This is a genomic window from Bradyrhizobium sp. USDA 3256, assembly GCF_054058275.1.
Window position 1 is genome coordinate 1,937,438 of the sequence record NZ_JBSSAE010000002.1, and the last position, 15,718, is coordinate 1,953,155.

The 15,718-nt window shown below is 65.8% G+C and carries 14 protein-coding genes; 7 read left to right on the forward strand and 7 right to left on the reverse strand.

What is annotated here, in order from left to right; translation table 11 throughout:
• The first annotated feature begins 169 nt into the window (after positions 1 to 169).
• Both ACVWY5_RS10680 and ACVWY5_RS10685 read left to right on the forward strand, forming a co-directional pair.
• Positions 170 to 715: a sigma-70 family RNA polymerase sigma factor gene (locus ACVWY5_RS10680; RefSeq protein ID WP_028331663.1), complete on the forward strand. Its 546-nt coding sequence runs from the start codon at positions 170 to 172 to the stop codon at positions 713 to 715.
• 2 nt (positions 716 to 717) lie between these two features.
• Positions 718 to 1,356: an NrsF family protein gene (locus ACVWY5_RS10685; protein ID WP_028331662.1), complete on the forward strand. Its 639-nt coding sequence runs from the start codon at positions 718 to 720 to the stop codon at positions 1,354 to 1,356.
• Positions 1,357 to 1,668: 312 nt separating this feature from the next.
• On the opposite strand, the gene ACVWY5_RS10690 is transcribed toward ACVWY5_RS10685, so the two are convergent.
• On the reverse strand, positions 1,669 to 2,775 hold the full coding sequence (locus tag ACVWY5_RS10690) for a DUF2336 domain-containing protein (RefSeq protein ID WP_028331661.1): 1,107 nt from the start codon (positions 2,773 to 2,775) through the stop codon (positions 1,669 to 1,671).
• A gap of 59 nt (positions 2,776 to 2,834) precedes the next feature.
• Positions 2,835 to 3,983, reverse strand: a complete 1,149-nt coding sequence (locus tag ACVWY5_RS10695) for a GGDEF domain-containing protein (protein WP_028331660.1) — start codon at positions 3,981 to 3,983, stop codon at positions 2,835 to 2,837.
• 417 nt (positions 3,984 to 4,400) lie between these two features.
• Between ACVWY5_RS10695 and ACVWY5_RS10700 the strand changes: the two genes are divergently transcribed.
• The 4 genes from ACVWY5_RS10700 to ACVWY5_RS10715 all read left to right on the forward strand — a co-directional run bounded on the left by ACVWY5_RS10700 (position 4,401) and on the right by ACVWY5_RS10715 (position 8,472).
• Positions 4,401 to 4,970, forward strand: a complete 570-nt coding sequence (locus ACVWY5_RS10700) for a sigma-70 family RNA polymerase sigma factor (protein ID WP_028331659.1) — start codon at positions 4,401 to 4,403, stop codon at positions 4,968 to 4,970.
• Positions 4,967 to 5,686 carry a hypothetical protein gene (locus ACVWY5_RS10705; protein WP_028331658.1) on the forward strand — a complete coding sequence of 240 codons (720 nt, stop codon included), beginning with the start codon at positions 4,967 to 4,969 and terminating at the stop codon, positions 5,684 to 5,686. Before ACVWY5_RS10700 ends, ACVWY5_RS10705 begins: the two co-directional genes overlap by 4 nt.
• A 37-nt stretch (positions 5,687 to 5,723) precedes the next feature.
• Entirely contained in the window at positions 5,724 to 7,412 is a 1,689-nt protein-coding gene (locus ACVWY5_RS10710) for a S8 family serine peptidase (protein ID WP_028331657.1), read from the forward strand.
• Between the two features lie 565 nt (positions 7,413 to 7,977).
• Entirely contained in the window at positions 7,978 to 8,472 is a 495-nt protein-coding gene (locus ACVWY5_RS10715) for a TIGR03809 family protein (RefSeq protein ID WP_028331656.1), read from the forward strand.
• 76 nt (positions 8,473 to 8,548) lie between these two features.
• On the opposite strand, the gene ACVWY5_RS10720 is transcribed toward ACVWY5_RS10715, so the two are convergent.
• Complete coding sequence (locus ACVWY5_RS10720; RefSeq protein WP_028331655.1) at positions 8,549 to 9,922, reverse strand: TIGR03808 family TAT-translocated repetitive protein; 1,374 nt, start codon at positions 9,920 to 9,922, stop codon at positions 8,549 to 8,551.
• A gap of 440 nt (positions 9,923 to 10,362) precedes the next feature.
• On the opposite strand from ACVWY5_RS10720, the gene ACVWY5_RS10725 reads away from it, so the two are divergent.
• Positions 10,363 to 10,653 (forward strand): hypothetical protein, encoded by a 291-nt coding sequence (locus tag ACVWY5_RS10725; RefSeq protein ID WP_028331654.1) that lies wholly within the window; start codon positions 10,363 to 10,365, stop codon positions 10,651 to 10,653.
• Positions 10,654 to 10,685: 32 nt separating this feature from the next.
• Here the strand turns inward: ACVWY5_RS10725 and ACVWY5_RS10730 are convergent, their stop codons facing one another.
• From ACVWY5_RS10730 to scpA, 4 genes are all read right to left on the reverse strand, one after another.
• Complete coding sequence (locus ACVWY5_RS10730) at positions 10,686 to 11,333, reverse strand: pyroglutamyl-peptidase I (RefSeq protein ID WP_028331653.1); 648 nt, start codon at positions 11,331 to 11,333, stop codon at positions 10,686 to 10,688.
• Positions 11,330 to 12,322: a methylmalonyl Co-A mutase-associated GTPase MeaB gene (gene meaB, locus ACVWY5_RS10735; protein WP_028331652.1), complete on the reverse strand. Its 993-nt coding sequence runs from the start codon at positions 12,320 to 12,322 to the stop codon at positions 11,330 to 11,332. The genes ACVWY5_RS10730 and meaB overlap by 4 nt, the downstream gene beginning before the upstream one ends.
• Positions 12,323 to 12,686: 364 nt before the next feature.
• Entirely contained in the window at positions 12,687 to 13,499 is an 813-nt protein-coding gene (locus ACVWY5_RS10740; RefSeq protein WP_080666917.1) for a DUF3298 and DUF4163 domain-containing protein, read from the reverse strand.
• Positions 13,500 to 13,534: 35 nt separating this feature from the next.
• Complete coding sequence (gene scpA / locus ACVWY5_RS10745; protein WP_028331650.1) at positions 13,535 to 15,691, reverse strand: methylmalonyl-CoA mutase; 2,157 nt, start codon at positions 15,689 to 15,691, stop codon at positions 13,535 to 13,537.
• Positions 15,692 to 15,718 lie beyond the last annotated feature (27 nt).

A 15,718-nucleotide genomic window follows, 5' to 3' on the forward strand; every position in this document is an offset into this window, starting at 1 on the left:
CGGACCGATCGGTGTTATGAGCCGTGACGTCTGGAAACCCGCCGGAGCGATTCTTTGAGGCCGATCCTCGGCGCGGTCTTGCCGGAGGATAGAGATCACGAATTCGTGATCGTTTGGCGTGCCGCGTAACGAACTGAAAGATCGGCCGAATTGCAATTCAGGAGCCTGCGTGCGCGAACGTGAGGATGAATGGACCGGCCTGATGCGGTCGGCCATTTCAGGCGATGATGCTGCGTATCATCGCCTGCTCAAGGCCATCACGCCGGTACTCCGTGCCGCAGCGCGCCGCGGCCTGGCGCGCGCGGGACAACCGGTCGATCAGTCCGAGGACATCGTGCAGGACATCTTGTTGGCGGTACATTTGAAGCGACAGACCTGGGACACCAGCGCGGCGTTCGCGCCCTGGCTGTTCGCGATCGCGCGCAACAAGCTGATCGACGCGCTGCGCCGCCGCGGCAAGCGGATCTTCGTCAACATCGATGATTTCGCCGAGACGCTGCCCGGGGAAACGCCGGAACCGACGGCCTCGCCGAGCGAGGTGAGCGCCCAATTGCAGGCTTTGCCCGCGCGGCAGCGCGAGGTGCTGCAATCGATCGCGGTCGACAGCGCCTCGATCAAGGACACCGCGGCGAAATTCTCGATGACCGAGGGCGCGGTGCGGGTCGCGCTGCATCGCGGGCTTGCGAGCCTCACTGCGAAATTACGGGATCGATGAGCATGGATACCGATCAACTCATTCGAACCCTTGCCGCCGACAATGCCTATCGCGCGCGTCCGATCGGTCTTGCGCTGATGCTGGCACTGCTGGCGGCGGCGCCGGTCTCGCTCCTGATCTTCTTCGCCGAACTCGGCGTGCGGCCCGACGTGATGAGCGCGATGCACAATCCGTTCTTCGACCTGAAATTCGCCGTGACGCTGGCGCTCGCCGCCTCGGCGATCGCGGTCAGCCTGCATCTGTCGCGCCCGGAGGCCTCGCTGCGCGGCTTCGGCTGGTGGCTGCTGATTCCTGCCGGCATCCTCGTCGCCGCCATCAGCGGCGAGATGATGATGCCGCAGCGTACGCCGATGATGACGCGGCTGATCGGCAAAAATTCGATGGCCTGCATGACCGCGATCCCCGCGATGTCGCTGCCGCTGCTGGTCGGCGCGCTGTACGGGCTGCGGCAGGGCGCGCCGGCGCGGCCGGCTGTCGCCGGCGCGATAGCCGGCCTGCTCTCGGCGGGGCTGGCGGCGACCGTCTACGCGTCGCACTGCACGGATGACTCGCCGCTGTTCGTTGCCACCTGGTACACGCTGGCGACCGCGATCGTCGCGAGCGTCGGCGCGCTGATGGGAAACCGGGCGCTACGATATTGAGCAATCGTAGTCGGGCTGGAGCCAACGGGTCGCGCGAACGCGCGCCCGATAACAGCTCCGCGAAATCCGGCTGCGACCCAACCTCCCCTTGAAAAGGGGCGGTTGCTTTGCTCATCAGAGCAAAGCGGGGTGGGGATCGGCTCTCTCCAAGAGCAGCGTCGCCTGCGGCTGACCCCCATCCCGACCTTCCCCCTTTCAGGGGGAAGGGGAAGAGAGCTTCGTAGCCCGGATGCTGCGGAGCGAAATCCGGACAGCTCCATCCGCGGATACAGGTCCCCGGATTGCGCTTCGCTGCATCCGGGCTGCGGGAAATCAGGCCGCGGGCGCGGACTGCTGCATGCGATGGAAGCGCAGCACCTGCTGCGCGGTGGACGGCCGCAGCCGCTCATAGGTGTCCTTGCAGGCCTGCAAATCGGTCGGCTCGCCGCCCGAGATGTCGTCGCGCAGGTTGATAATCGCCCGCACTGTCGACCATGACAGTCCCGAGACCTTGGCCAGGATCATGACGCCTTCGGCGCGGGTTTCGATCATCATGTTCTCGGCGACGCTGACCGAGACGTTGGCGAGCGCGGCGAGCGAGGCGTTGGTCTCGTCGAACTTGCCGGCCTCGGCGAAGGCTGCGAGCTGGAATTCGTCGAGCCGGCCGTCCTGGTAGAGCGACTTGACCAAGGCATGTGCGATCGTGGTGTCCGGCGTCACGGCGGCTGGCGCCGAGCGCGCGCGTCGCGTCGCTTCCTTCACCGCGATCGGAATCTCCTTGGCCTGCTGCGGATTGGCAGCCTCGAGCCGCTGCCTGACCGCGTCCGAGGCCTTGGCGACCAGCTTGAGATAGAGATGCCGCGGAATGTTCGGGCGCAGGCCGACGCAGGTCGACAGGTTGTCATCGCCCTCGGCGCGGCTGACCAGGCGGGTGAAGCCGCGCTCGGTGAACTCCGCGCCGGGATTGTTGACCGCGCTCTGGATCACCTCGTCATTGCCGCGCAGCACCAGCACGTCGGTGACGGCGCCGCTCAGCGTCTTGCGGTTCGAGATCGCGAGCAGATGCGCCTGGCTCTTGCTGCGCGCCGTTTCGATCAGGGTGTCGTCGTCGAGCCGCGGCGACAGAGTCAGCACGGGGCCCGCGACCTCGATCAGGTCGTCGAAGGCAAGGGTGCGGATGGTCTGCGGCGGTGCAGTGTCGATCGGAGCGAGGCGGTCGGCGAGCAACGCCTTGGCCGAGTTTTCGATGTGCTCGAGCAGGCATTGGAAAACGTCGTCGAACAGCACGATCTGCTCGTTGGAATAGTTCACCGAGCCGTTGATGAAGAGGTCGGTCACGCGGCGCAGCGTCTCGACGCGGCGTGCGACGGTGCCGTGCGCGAGCGTCGTCTGCAGCTCGTCGAGCAGACTTTCGGGGGCGGTCTCGGGCTTCAAGCTCATGACTCTGTCCTGGAGCAGTGGCGACGGCTTCTCCGGCGCCGAAGAGGAAATGGAGGATCTCAGGCGCTGGCGATGCGGTTGCGTCCCCTGGCCTTGGCTGCGTAAAGCGCGCCATCGGCGCGGGCGAGCAACGTATCGGAGTTTTCGCGCGGCTTGAGCGTCGTGACGCCTGCGGAGATCGTCACCCGCATGCCGGGCGAGAATGCGCTCCAGTCGAGATCGGCGATGATCGCGCGCAACCGCTCGAGCGCGCGCATCGCCTGATCCTGCGACAGGTCGGGCAGCACCAGCAAGAATTCCTCGCCGCCGTAGCGGCCGAAGCGATCGACGCTGCGGAGGTTGGCGAACATGCCGATGGCGAAGGTGCGCAGCGCCTCGTCGCCGATCGGATGGCCGTAGACGTCGTTGATGCGCTTGAAATGGTCGAGGTCGATCAGCGCAACCGCGCAGGAGCTGCCGTTGCGCGCGCAGCGCGCGATCTCCTCTTCGAGCGTGCGCATGATGCTGCGGCGATTGGAGGTGCCGGTCAGTTCATCGAGCTCCGCGAGCTCCTCGATGCGCCGATAGGCCTCCTTCAGCTTCAGTCCGCTCTGATACAGCGATTGCTGCATCGAACTGGAGAAGATGCCGAGGCACATGCAGCGCCCGATCGTCAGCGCGAACACCAGCATGGTGGCGAGGCGATCGATCCGGGTCGCGGTCGGCATCCCGATCGCCTTGTCGGTGCCGAGGAACAGCGCGGCGAGGCCCAGCACCATGACGGTCCAGACGATCGCGGTCTGCCGCGCCGAGGTGCGCAGCGCGCCGAAGCCGAACACCACGAACAGGTTGCAGAGGAACAGCACGCCGACTTCCGGCGCGATGTAGGTGAACACCAGCAGGTTCACCATGTTGATCGCCGATTGCGGCGCGACCAGATAGTGGTCGCGGAAGCGCTCGTGAAAGCCGCGCTCGGAGAGCACCACATAGACGGCGACCAAAGACAGGCCCGTCAGCGCGTAGCCCGCCGCCACCCAAACGGACGTGGTGCCGCCATGCGCGTAGATCAGCAGCACGACGGCGTCGAGCACGAAGCAGGCCGCAATCATCGACTGGATCTGGCGGCGCTGCTTGGCCCGGCGCGCCAGGCGCTCGGCCGTCAGCCTGGGACGGCCGCTTTCCGATGCGCCCGCGATCGGGCTGGGAAGTGACGACGCAGCGCTGCCCATGGTCCCGCCATTGGTGAAATCCGGCGAAAATCTACGTGGGAAAGCCTTTAGGTTTGGTATCTTTTGGAACCGAATCTACCCCGGTGTAACCCGGTCATCGCCCTTGTTTCGTAAGGGGAATCCGTTCGCGGAGGCGAGGCGGGAGCGATGTGCGGCAAGCGTGCGCTGTGGCGGACTTCGTGACGGTGCTGGCTTGCCGATAAAGCCTTGGTATGGTCGCGCCGGATGGTACCTGTCCGCGAGAGTTCTCACTATTATGATACCGTTTATCGAGTCTCGGTTGATTTTTCCTCATTGGAAGCGCCGACTGTGGCATAGATCACACATGCAGTACGGACATTGCCGTAATGTGAAGAATCTTGGCTCTCGCGTCGAACCACGCACCGCCCCCTTCAGACCAACTTTGCGAGACGGCCATTGAGCGCGACACAGGCGGCTTCAGACGACGTTCTGATCGCTCGGATCGCTCAAGGCGACCGGATTGCCATGCAGGTGCTGTACGGGCGGCACCATGTCAGGGTGTACCGCTTCGGGCTTCGGCTCGTGCGGGACGAACAGGTGGCGGAAGACCTCATCAGCGAGGTCTTCCTGGACGTGTGGCGTCAGGCGGGCAAGTTTGAGGGACGATCCGCCGTTTCGACCTGGCTTCTGGCAATTACCCGGTTCAAGGCGTTGTCTTCGCTGCGGCGAAGGAAGGACGCCGAACTGGACGATGAGGCCGCGAACGCGATCGAGGACACGTCCGACGATCCGGAAACGGTAGTGCAGAAGAAGGACACCGGTGACACGCTGCGTAGGTGCTTGACGGGACTATCGGCGGAACATCGGGAAATTGTCGATCTTGTCTACTATCACGAGAAATCCGTGGAAGATGTCGCTGAGATCGTGGGGATTCCGGAGAATACCGTGAAGACGCGCCTGTTCTATGCGCGCAAGAAACTTGCCGAGTTGCTGAAGGCAGCCGGTGTCGAGCGAGGTTGGCCATGATGGCTGCGAGAACAAAGGTGCAAGAGCCTGACGATATCGAGATGCTGCTGCCCTGGCACGCGGCCGGCACGCTGAACGCGCGTGACACGCGCCGCGTCGAGGACGCGCTCGCGAGCGATCCGGAGCTCGCCCGGCAATATGCCGTCATTCGCGAGGAATATACCGAGACCATCGGCCTCAACGAGAGCCTCGGTGCGCCCTCGGCGCGCGCGATGCAGAAGCTGTTCGCCGCGATCGATGCCGAGCCGGAGCACAAGCCGTCGATGGGCTCGCGCATGTCGGCCTCCGTCTCGGAGTTCTTTTCGAAATTGTCGCCGCGGACGCTGGCGTGGTCGTCCGGCCTCGGTGCGGTCGTGGTGTTGTTGCAGGCGGGCGTGATCGGCGCGGTGCTGATGCGCAGCCAGCCGGCCTTGTTCCAGACGGCGTCGCTCGATGTCGCCGAGCGCAGTGCGCCGGTCGCGCCCAGTGCGCCGATCACCCGCGACCTCGGCGCCAGCGTGGCGGCGACGCCGACCCGGCTGCTGGTGCGCTTCACACCCGATGCCAGGGTCGCCGACATCACGTCGCTGCTCGAGAATTACCAGGCCTCGATCCTCGACGGGAAGGGCGGGATGTTCCGGCTGCAGTTCCGCGCAATGGACAAGAGCAGCGTCGCTGCGCTGATTGCGCGTTTGCAGAAGGAGAAGATCGTCAGCCTCGCGGTGGAAACGCCGTAATCGGTGGCTGACGATTCTACGCCGAGTTGAGGTCACCATGGCCGCCAATGGCCGGACCAGATCGACGAACCACGCGATCGCCGCAGCCGCAGCATTGTTGCTGGTCTGTGTTGCCGGCTCCGCCTCCGCCCAGAATTTCATGCGATCGCCGACCGGTGGCGCGCCACAGGTCTCGCCCGGGTTGCGGGCCAATCCCGGCATCGGAAGGCTTGGTGGCAATCCCGCCGGCGGGTTCGGCAACCCAGTTGGCCGCATGCCGCCGCTATCGGTGGACCGCGGCCCGGCCACGTCGTGGACCGACGATGGGCCGCGACCGCGCATGCCGCCCCCAGTGCGCCCCGCGCCCCGTCTCTCCGCCAATTGCGATGACGGCGATCGCGGCCAATGTACCGACCGGCCGGTTGCCGGCAACGGCGGCGGGAAGGCCGCAGCGCGGAAGGGCAGGGCCGGCGGCGGCGGCAGTTTGCGTGCGCAGGACGCGTCGAGCTTGCGAACCGTGCCGAATGAGCTCGTGGCCGAAATCGACGGTGCATTGACGGCGGCGGAGGCAGATGCACTCGCGCGCCGTCATGGGTTGAGGCGGATCGCCTCGCAGAATGTCGCGCTGCTGGGTGCGACGATCGGCCGGTTCCGCATCCCGGGCAATCGTTCGGCCGAAATGGCGAGCCGCGAACTCGCAAGCGATGCCGGCGTCCGCTCCGTACAGCCCAACTACCGTTACGCGTTGCAGGACCAGGAGGCGGCGTCGGGCGGCAGCGATCCGGCGCAATATGCCCCGACACAGCTGCATCTGCCCGCGGCCCACAAGCTGGCGCGCGGGATGAATGTCACCATTGCCGTGATCGATTCCGGCGTCGATGTCGCTCATCCGGAGCTGGCGAACACGGTCGCCGATGCCTTCGATGCGCTCGGCAGCAAGGATGCTCCAAACGCCCACGGCACCGCCATTGCCGGCGCGATTGCGGCGCGTGTCAGGCTCACGGGGAGCGCGCCGGAAGTGCGGATCCTGGCGATCCGCGCCTTCGGTGCGGTCGCGGGCGGCGCCGGGAGCACGTCCTATGTGATCCTCAGGAGTCTCGACTACGCGGTGGCGCATGGCGCGCAGATCGTGAACATGAGCTTCGCCGGACCGAAGGACGCACTTGTCGAGCGTGCGGTGGCCGCCGCTGTGGCACGGGACGTCGTGCTGGTCGCCGCGGCCGGTAATGCCGGCGCGACATCGCCGCCGTTGTATCCGGCCGCCCATCCCGACGTGATCGCGGTCAGTGGCACCGATGCCGGCGAACGGCTGATGGCGGCCTCGAACCGCGGCAGCCATATCGCGTTGGCGGCCCCGGGCGCCGACCTTCTCGTGCCGGTGCCTGGCGGCAAGTACCAGCTGATGTCGGGCACCTCGTTTTCGGCTGCGTTCGTCAGCGGCATCGCGGCCTTGGTGCTGGAACGCAATCCGGCATTGAAGCCCGCCGAGGTGCGACGAGTCCTGACCAGCACGGCGCGCGATCTCGGGACACCTGGACGTGACGATCTGTTCGGTGCAGGGGAAGCGGATGCGCTTGCCGCGGTGATGGCGGCGACCAGTGCTCCCGTTGGCTCTGCCGCGGACAAACCGTCGCAGCCTGCACGGCAGGCCGACGGCAATAACACTTCCGTGAGCCGCACGTCGACTGAACCCGCGCCATCGATCGCATCGGAGGATTCCACTGCAAATCGCCGTGCTGCGCAGTGATTTTCGACGCCGAACGCCTGCAACGGTGCGATGGAACCGCGACGCGAGAAGGTTAAAAAAATCGCCGGCGATTTGAACGTCCGCCTTCCTCTCACGACTTATGTGTGTGGGAGCGGTTTAACCCTCCCCGGCTATATCAGGCGCGAGCGCCCATCCACCCCAAGCGCCCATATGGCTTTGACCCGTCCGGTTGTCCCCCCGGACGGGTCTTTCATTTTGGGGGCACCCTTGCATGACGGACTCGACGGTGCGCGGCACGATGGCGCCGACCGATCGCGGAGGGATGGGATGGGCATGCGCGCAACGGCGGCGGCGGTTTGCTGTGGATCATTCCGCCCCAGGAGCGGTGCGCATCGCCACCACGGCAAGTCGATGACTTGAGGCAGTTCGAGCGAGAAACTCCGTAGTAGAGCGGACTTCTTCGATCGCCCGTTCGCGATTAAGAATTTAGTTAGACTTTATTTACCTTTTCCACAGAATATCGGCGTCACGTCCAGTTGATTCGGTTCGGTTCGGTTCGGTTCGGTTGCGTCTGCGTCCGTTTCTTTTCCTGCGGGCAACTTGAATGACACATCGGACCGACGTGGCCAGAGGCCAGGAGATCGTTGCACGCTGGTGCAACCTCGCCGAGCAAAGGCTGGAGCACCTTACCGAACTGTTCGATACCGGGCGCTGGCGGCGCTATCACAGCGAGCAGGCCTTTCTCGAGAACATCAGGGAAGCCCGCGCCGCGGTCGACATCTGGCGCGAATTGCTGACCCGCGAAGCCTCGCTCGACAATTCGCCGATCGACCTGTCCTGGCTCGGCCGCGGCAGTTCGAAACTGCCGCCGCCTGACATCTCGCCGATGTCGGAGCGCCGGTCTGAGGCGGCAGTCCTGGCGGAGGCTGCGATGACCGCGGTCGCTGCCGCGCTGGAGACCGTCGCCGAGGTCCTCGAGGAGCCGCCCACCGTTGCCGACGCGCCGCCGCTGGAGATGCCCCCTCCGGCGATGCCCCCGCCGGTGCTCGATCTCGACACCATCCAGCGACGCTACCCGCTGCTGCGCAACGCGCTGTAGGCGGTCGCTTTAGCGCTTTTTTTGAGCATGATCTCCGCGCTTGTCGCGAGGAAAAGCCGCTTCGCATTTTCCGGATCTAGCGCCGCACCGCGTTCGCGCCGACCACGAGCTGCGCATATTGCTGGGCGCCGCCTGCCGACAGATCCGGCGTGATCGGGCGGGCATGGTCGAGCCCAACCACCGCGCCGCGCGGGGTTTCGGAGATCATGTTGTTGTTGATCAACGCGGTGCCGGCGCCCGGCACCAGCGAGACGCCGATGCCGACGAAGGCGTTGCGGACCACGTTGCCAGATATCGCGACGTCGCGCAGGTACTTGCCCCATCCGGCGACGATGCCGAAGGTCGGCGCATTCTCAATCACATTGCCGGTCACGGAGCTGTCGGCCTCGACATAGATGCCGATGCCGGCGCCGTCGTTCGGGTCGGTGCCTGCAGGGCGCTTCGGCAGCAGGTTGCGGATGATGTTGCCCTGGACCACCGCGATGCGGCCGCCCTCGTTGAAATTGCACACGGAGACGCCGATCGCGGCGCCGTCGACGGTGTTGTTGGCGATGACCGCGGCCTCGAAGGAGAACTCCGAATATAGCGCGACCTCGCGGACATTGCTGACGCTGTTGTCGGTGATGTGGATGTTGGAAGCCGAATTGCCGCGCACCGCCGAGAAGTCGCAGTTCTTGATGCGGTTGCCGCGCACGATCACGTTGCCGGCGCGGAAGGCGTTGATGGCGTTGCCGTACTGCCCGGAGCCGCCGGGGCCGGCCTTGATGTCCTCGATGCGGTTGTCGGCGACGATCGAGCCGTCGTCGCCGATCGCGGTGCGCAGGATCTCGATGCCGTTGTCGTTGGTGCCCTGGATGGTGTTGCGCGACACCATCAGGCCGAGCGCGTCGAACGACACCAGCGCCGTGGTCGCGATCTCGGTGAAGACGTTGTTGCTGACGTCGCCCGACATCTGCTCGAACCAGATGCCGTTGCCGCCGCTGCCGGTGAACCGGCAATCGGTGATGCGGATGTCTCTGCCGGACAGGCAGTGCACGAGGCCGCGCCGGTTCGGCAGCGGCACGTTGCCGCCGTCGAAGGTCAGGCCCATCAGGACGATGCCGCCGGCGCCTTCGCCCTCCAGCAGCGAGGCGCCGCCGTTGAGCACCAGTCGGCTGGCGCCGCGCACGCCGATCAGCTGGCTGCCGGGCGCAAGCCGCAACAGGCCGGTGCGGTAGACGCCGGGCGGGAACGCCAGCGGCACCTGCGCCCGTGCGGCATCATCGATCGCGCGCTGCAGATTGCGGGTCTGGTCGTCGGGGCCGCCGGGGCGCACGCCATATTGCGTGACGTCGCGGCCGAGCGAGCCGGTCGATGGCGCGGCGGCGCGCGCAGCGTCAGGCGACATCGCAAGCGCGCCGGCCGCGCCGGCGGCGGTTGCTCCGATCAGATGGCGGCGGTTGACGTCCATGGGCAAGGCCCTCGCAACATTCGCGAGCGGTGACGTTCGCGGGTCGAGTGGTAGCGCGAAAGGCGGCGCGGCATGGTGAACACGCCCTCGCAGCGGGCCGATTGTTGGCGGTAGGGTTAATCGCGGGTGCAACCGCTTCACGTTGTCAAAGAGGCGTTCCCCGGTGTCATCACGCGCGCATGCGCGTGATCCAGCATTCCAGAGACGCTTGTGTTTGAGCCGAGAAGCCGCGGCGTACTGGATGCCCCGCATTCGCTGGCCTGAAACCGGGGAGAATGCGGGCCCACGGTTCCTTCCCAGGCGTCGTCCGGGCGATGGCCGGGACGACACTGAATGGCCGCTGCAGACCTCGTCATTCGATCCAATTTTAGTATTTGCTGGGGGTCTACGGTTGACGCGTCTGGACTATTGCTCGCCCGCTGGCTTGAGAGGAGAGACCGGTGTTTGACGTGGGAGACCTGGTTGTCTGCATCGACAATGGCCCGAAGAAAGGAGCCATTGGGCCGGTAGTGGCGATCCATCATTTGCTGCACAAGGGGCGCATCTACCGCGTCAATTTCATCGGGACGACCTGGACGGGGAGTCTGACTGTCGGGCTGGCAGGCGTCGCGCTACCTCCTCCGATGATTGGGTTCGAACCTTACAGATTCCGCAAGATCGATCCTGCGGAGCCTGAATTCATTGAAATGATGCGCAGCTTGCGTACGCGTGAGTTGGAGGATGCCAACTAGGGGCGTGCACTTGCACCGCCCGATCCGCACGCTCACGCGCGCGAGGCCTGCCGGGTCAGTTTCACCAGCTCCATCAGCATGGCCTCGCCGGCATCGACGAGCGCTTCCAGCGTGATCGATGATTTGCCGGGTGCAGCCGTGCCGTCATGGGCGAGCGGCGGAACGTGGACGAATTGCGCGAGGCACAAGTCATTGTCGCCGTTCACGGCCTCGATCGCGCGCCAGCTCAGATAGTTGCAGAGATAGCTGCCGGCATCGCGCGAGGCTCGCGCGTCGATCCCGGTCGCCAGCGCGGCGCGCAGTAATTTGTCAGTATGCGGCCCGAACATGCGTGCATCGGCGTCGCCCTCGATCGATCCCTTGCGTGCATGCTGGCGGCCGGCGTCGGGGAAGCGCGTGGTCACCGCGTTGCGGGCGCGGCTTTCGATCCGCAGATAGCCGGTGCGGCCGGCGAGCCCGAACATCAAGAGCGCCTGCGGGCGGTGTTTTGCGATCAGCTCCGGCAATTCGCGGTCGACGGCCGCGTAGGTGACGTCGAAGATGTGGCTCGACAGCGCGACGTCGTCGAAGGCCGGGCGGCGCAGGGCGGTCAGCCGCTTCACCAACGGCATGGTCGGGTTGAACGGCGCACCCGGAAACGGCCCGAAGCCGGTGACGAGGATGCGCAGCCTGCCGCTCAACGCAGCATCTCCGCGATCTGTTCGGCCGCGACCGCGGGCGAGATGCGGCCGCCGGCGACCTCGGCCTCCATCTTCTTCACCTTGGCGCGGATCGCGGCATCAGAGCGCAGTCGCGCCATCATCCGGCTCTCCAGCATCGACCACATCCACTTCACCTGCTGCTCCCGGCGGCGGCCGGCGAACTCGCCCGAGGCGTTCATCGCGGTACGGTGGTCGAGGATCTTCTGCCAGAGCCGGTCGAGTCCGGCGCCGGTCAGGGCGGAATAGGTCTCCACCGGCGGATGCCAGTGCTCGGAGCGCGGCGCGAGGATGTGCAGCGCGCTGCGATAGTCGGCGGCGGCGAGGTTGGCGCGCTTGAGGTTGTCGCCGTCGGCCTTGTTGATCGCGATCATGTCGGCGAGTTCGACAAGGCCTTTCTTGATGCCCTGCAGCTCGTCACCGGCGCCCGGCAGCATCAAGGCCAGGAAGAAGTCGGTCATGTCGCAGACCGCGGTCTCGGACTGGCCGATGCCGACGGTCTCGACCAGCACGACGTCGAAGCCGGCGGCCTCGCACAGCAGCATCGCCTCGCGGGTCTTCGCCGCGACGCCGCCGAGCGTGCCCGATGAGGGCGAGGGGCGGATGAAGGCCTGGTCCGAGACGGCGAGCCGCGCCATCCGCGTCTTGTCGCCGAGGATCGAGCCGCCGGTGCGCGCCGAGGACGGATCGACCGCCAGCACCGCGACCTTGTGGCCGCGCTCGATCAGGAACATGCCGAGCGCATCGATGGTTGTCGACTTGCCGACGCCGGGCGAACCGGTGATGCCGACCCGTACCGCCTTCCCGGTGTCGGGCAAGAGCGCCTGCACCAACTCGCGCGCCGCCGCCTGGTGATCGCTGCGCCGGCTCTCGACCAGCGTGATCGCCCGTGCCAGCGCGGCGCGGTGGCCGTCACGGAGGTCCTTGGCGAGGGCGCTGATGTCGGGAGCGGCAGGCTTCGGTGAGGTCATGGTGTTGGTTTACAACGGCTGGCCATGGCAGGCGAGGGGAACGCGGATCGGCACCGGCGCGGCTTGTTGATGACGCCTCGGACATGAGGTGATGAGGTTGAATGGCCGCAAAGGCGGTGGTGCACTCTCTCTCGCGCTTGCGGGTCACTCGCGGGAGGGGGGAGGCGCGTTGCCAAAATATCGAAAACAACCCCATGCAAAGTAGCCTGCGGTGGCCGGCGTTCGACCCGGCTACTTGACACGTCGGGCAACTCACGGATATTTTTCCAATATTCCGAAATCGCGCAGACGCACGCTCGCCCTGGGGCATATGGCAGGTGCCGCGCCTTGCCTCGAGACCGGTTCAACCTGACTTCGTCATGTTCTAGTCTCGATCGTCTGCGTCGCCCTTCGGCCGCGCGCCGGCGAAGATTTTCGTGCCTTCCGCCGTCAGATACGGCTTCAGCGTCTCCCACGGCACGAAGATGACGTATTGGCCTTCGGCATAGGGGCCGACGGTGTAGGGCGGGTAGTGGAAGGTGAGGCCGGAGCTCTTGCCTGATACGGTCGACGGCGCCAGCGTCACGGCGCCGATCTTGAGCAGGGTGGGCTTCAGCTCCTTGTACCACCCGGCGGTCGCGGTCTCGCCGGCGCCGCGCCGCTTCTTCTCGGCGTTCAGCGCGCTGACGACGGCCTTGCGCATCGCCGTCAGGGTCGGGCTGTTGTCTGCGGTCTCGGTGAAGAAGGGGCGGATGCTGATGCGCTTCTTCGCCGTCGTATTCCACAGGATGGTGTTGACGTCGGAGTTCGGATGCGCGCCGTGGGTGTCCATGTAGTCATCGCGCAGCACGCTCACATAGCGGCCGTCGACGACGGAGCGTTCGGAGTATTTGCGTTCGAACGAGTAGCCGCCGCGATCCTTGAAGAGCTTGGGCTCATCCTTCCGCGCGGAAGCCGCCTCCGCCGCATTCTTCTCGATCCACTTCCGGCCTTCGGCGAGGCAATCGGCCGCCAGCGCACTATCTCCCTTGATCTTGTCGTCGAGATAGACGCTGGCCTCGATGCTTGCGTTCTTGATCGCGGCGTCGGGCTTCGGATCGGCCTTGGGATCGGCGGCGCGCGCGGGAAGGCAGAGGCAAGCGAGCACGCCGGCAAGACCCACGATGCGGACAGGCGTCATCGAGCGAGCGGCGCGCATGGAAAGCTCCTGAAAGGAGAGGGGATACGGCAGCGCTACTCCGCTGCAGCGCTATGGCCGAGCCGGGCGTTGAGCTTGTGGATCAGCTCCTCGGCGGCATCCGAGATCACAGTGCCCGGCGGGAAGATCGCCTCGGCGCCGGCCGCATACAGCGCGTCGTAATCCTGCGGCGGCACCACGCCGCCGATGATGATCATGATGTCGTCGCGGCCGTGCTTCTTCAGCGCGGCCTTCAATTCCGGCACCGCGGTGAGATGCGCCGCGGCAAGCGAGGAGACGCCGAGAATGTGGACGTCGTTCTCGACTGCCTGACGGGCGGCTTCGTCGGCGGTCGCGAACAACGGCCCGATATCGACGTCGAAGCCGACATCGGCGAACGCCGATGCGATCACCTTCTGGCCGCGGTCATGGCCGTCCTGGCCGATTTTCGCCACCAGGATGCGCGGGCGGCGGCCTTCGGCCTCCTCGAACGCATCGATCAGGGCCTGCACTTTTTCGACCTTGTTGGACATCGCCGCTGCCTCTCGCTTGTAGACGCCGGTGATGGACTTGATCTCGGCGCGGTGGCGGCCGAACACCTTTTCCATGGCGTCCGAAATCTCGCCGACGGTGGCTTTGGCGCGAGCGGCGTCGATCGCCAGCGCCAGCAAATTGCCGTTGCCTTCGCCCGCCGAGCGGGTGAGCGCGGCGAGCGCCGCATCGACGTCCTTCTGGTTGCGCTCCTTCTTGAGCCGCGCCAGCTTGTCGATCTGCAGCCGCCGCACGGTGGAGTTCTCCACCTTGAGCACGTCGATCGGCTTCTCGCTCTCGGGCTTGAACTTGTTGACGCCGATCACCGCCTGCCGGCCGGCATCGATCCGCGCCTGCGTCTTGGCGGAAGCTTCCTCGATCCTGAGCTTCGGCACGCCGGCCTCGATCGCCTTGGCCATGCCGCCGAGCGCCTCGACCTCCTGGATGTGCCCCCAGGCCTTCTGCGCGAGATCGCGGGTCAGCCGCTCGACATAATAGGAGCCGCCCCAGGGATCGATGATGCGGTTGGTGCCGCTCTCCTGCTGCAGGAACAGCTGGGTGTTGCGGGCGATGCGCGCGGAGAAGTCGGTCGGCAGCGCCAGGGCCTCGTCGAGCGCGTTGGTGTGCAGCGACTGGGTGTGGCCTTGGGTTGCCGCCATCGCCTCGATCGTGGTGCGCATCACGTTGTTGAAGACGTCCTGCGCGGTCAGCGACCAGCCCGAGGTCTGGCAATGGGTGCGCAGCGACAGCGAGCGCGGATCCTTCGGATTGAACTGCTTGAGCAGCTTGGCCCACAACAGCCGCGCGGCGCGCATCTTGGCGACTTCCATGAAGAAGTTCATGCCGATCGCCCAGAAGAACGACAGCCGCGGCGCAAAGCGGTCGACGTCGAGGCCCGCGGCCAGCCCGGCGCGCAGATATTCGACGCCGTCGGCCAAGGTATAGGCGAGCTCGAGGTCCTGCGTCGCGCCGGCTTCCTGCATGTGGTAGCCGGAAATGGAAATGGAATTGTATTTCGGCATCCGCTGCGAGGTGTAGGCGAAGATGTCCGAGATGATCCGCATCGAGGGGCCAGGTGGATAGATGTAGGTGTTGCGCACCATGAACTCTTTCAGAATGTCGTTCTGAATGGTGCCCGACAGTTTCTCCGGCGGCACGCCCTGTTCCTCGGCAGCCGCGACGAATAGCGCGAGGATCGGCAGCACCGCGCCGTTCATGGTCATCGACACGCTCATCTGGTCGAGCGGGATGCCGGCGAACAGCGTGCGCATGTCGTAGATGGAATCGATCGCGACGCCGGCCATGCCGACGTCGCCGGAGACGCGCGGATGATCCGAGTCATAGCCGCGGTGGGTGGCGAGGTCGAAGGCGACCGACAGGCCCTTCTGTCCGGACGCGAGGTTGCGGCGATAAAAGGCGTTGGAGTCCTCCGCCGTGGAGAAGCCGGCATATTGCCGGATGGTCCAGGGCTGGTTGACATACATGGTCGGGTAGGGGCCGCGCAGATAGGGCGCGATCCCCGGCCAGGTCTCGAGGAAGTCGATGCCTTCGAGATCGGCTTCACCGTAGACGGATTTCACCGGGATGCCCTCGGGCGTCAGCCAGGGCTCGGCGCTCGCAACCGGAGCCGTACTGGCCACGGGCTGGAAGGCGACATCGGCGAAATTGGGAATGCGGGTCATTCCTGGGCTTCCTCAAACTGGCGATTG

Bases quoted from the DNA above. Each gene is read 5' to 3' on its own strand.
- ACVWY5_RS10685 (WP_028331662.1), top strand. From the start codon at position 718: ATGGATACCGATCAACTCATTCGAACCCTTGCCGCCGACAATGCCTAT.
- ACVWY5_RS10690 (WP_028331661.1), bottom strand. From the start codon at position 2,775: ATGAGCTTGAAGCCCGAGACCGCCCCCGAAAGTCTGCTCGACGAGCTG.
- ACVWY5_RS10695 (WP_028331660.1), bottom strand. From the start codon at position 3,983: ATGGGCAGCGCTGCGTCGTCACTTCCCAGCCCGATCGCGGGCGCATCG.
- ACVWY5_RS10705 (WP_028331658.1), top strand. From the start codon at position 4,967: ATGATGGCTGCGAGAACAAAGGTGCAAGAGCCTGACGATATCGAGATG.
- ACVWY5_RS10710 (WP_028331657.1), top strand. From the start codon at position 5,724: ATGGCCGCCAATGGCCGGACCAGATCGACGAACCACGCGATCGCCGCA.
- ACVWY5_RS10715 (WP_028331656.1), top strand. From the start codon at position 7,978: ATGACACATCGGACCGACGTGGCCAGAGGCCAGGAGATCGTTGCACGC.
- ACVWY5_RS10720 (WP_028331655.1), bottom strand. From the start codon at position 9,922: ATGGACGTCAACCGCCGCCATCTGATCGGAGCAACCGCCGCCGGCGCG.
- meaB (WP_028331652.1), bottom strand. From the start codon at position 12,322: ATGACCTCACCGAAGCCTGCCGCTCCCGACATCAGCGCCCTCGCCAAG.
- ACVWY5_RS10740 (WP_080666917.1), bottom strand. From the start codon at position 13,499: ATGCGCGCCGCTCGCTCGATGACGCCTGTCCGCATCGTGGGTCTTGCC.
- scpA (WP_028331650.1), bottom strand. From the start codon at position 15,691: ATGACCCGCATTCCCAATTTCGCCGATGTCGCCTTCCAGCCCGTGGCC.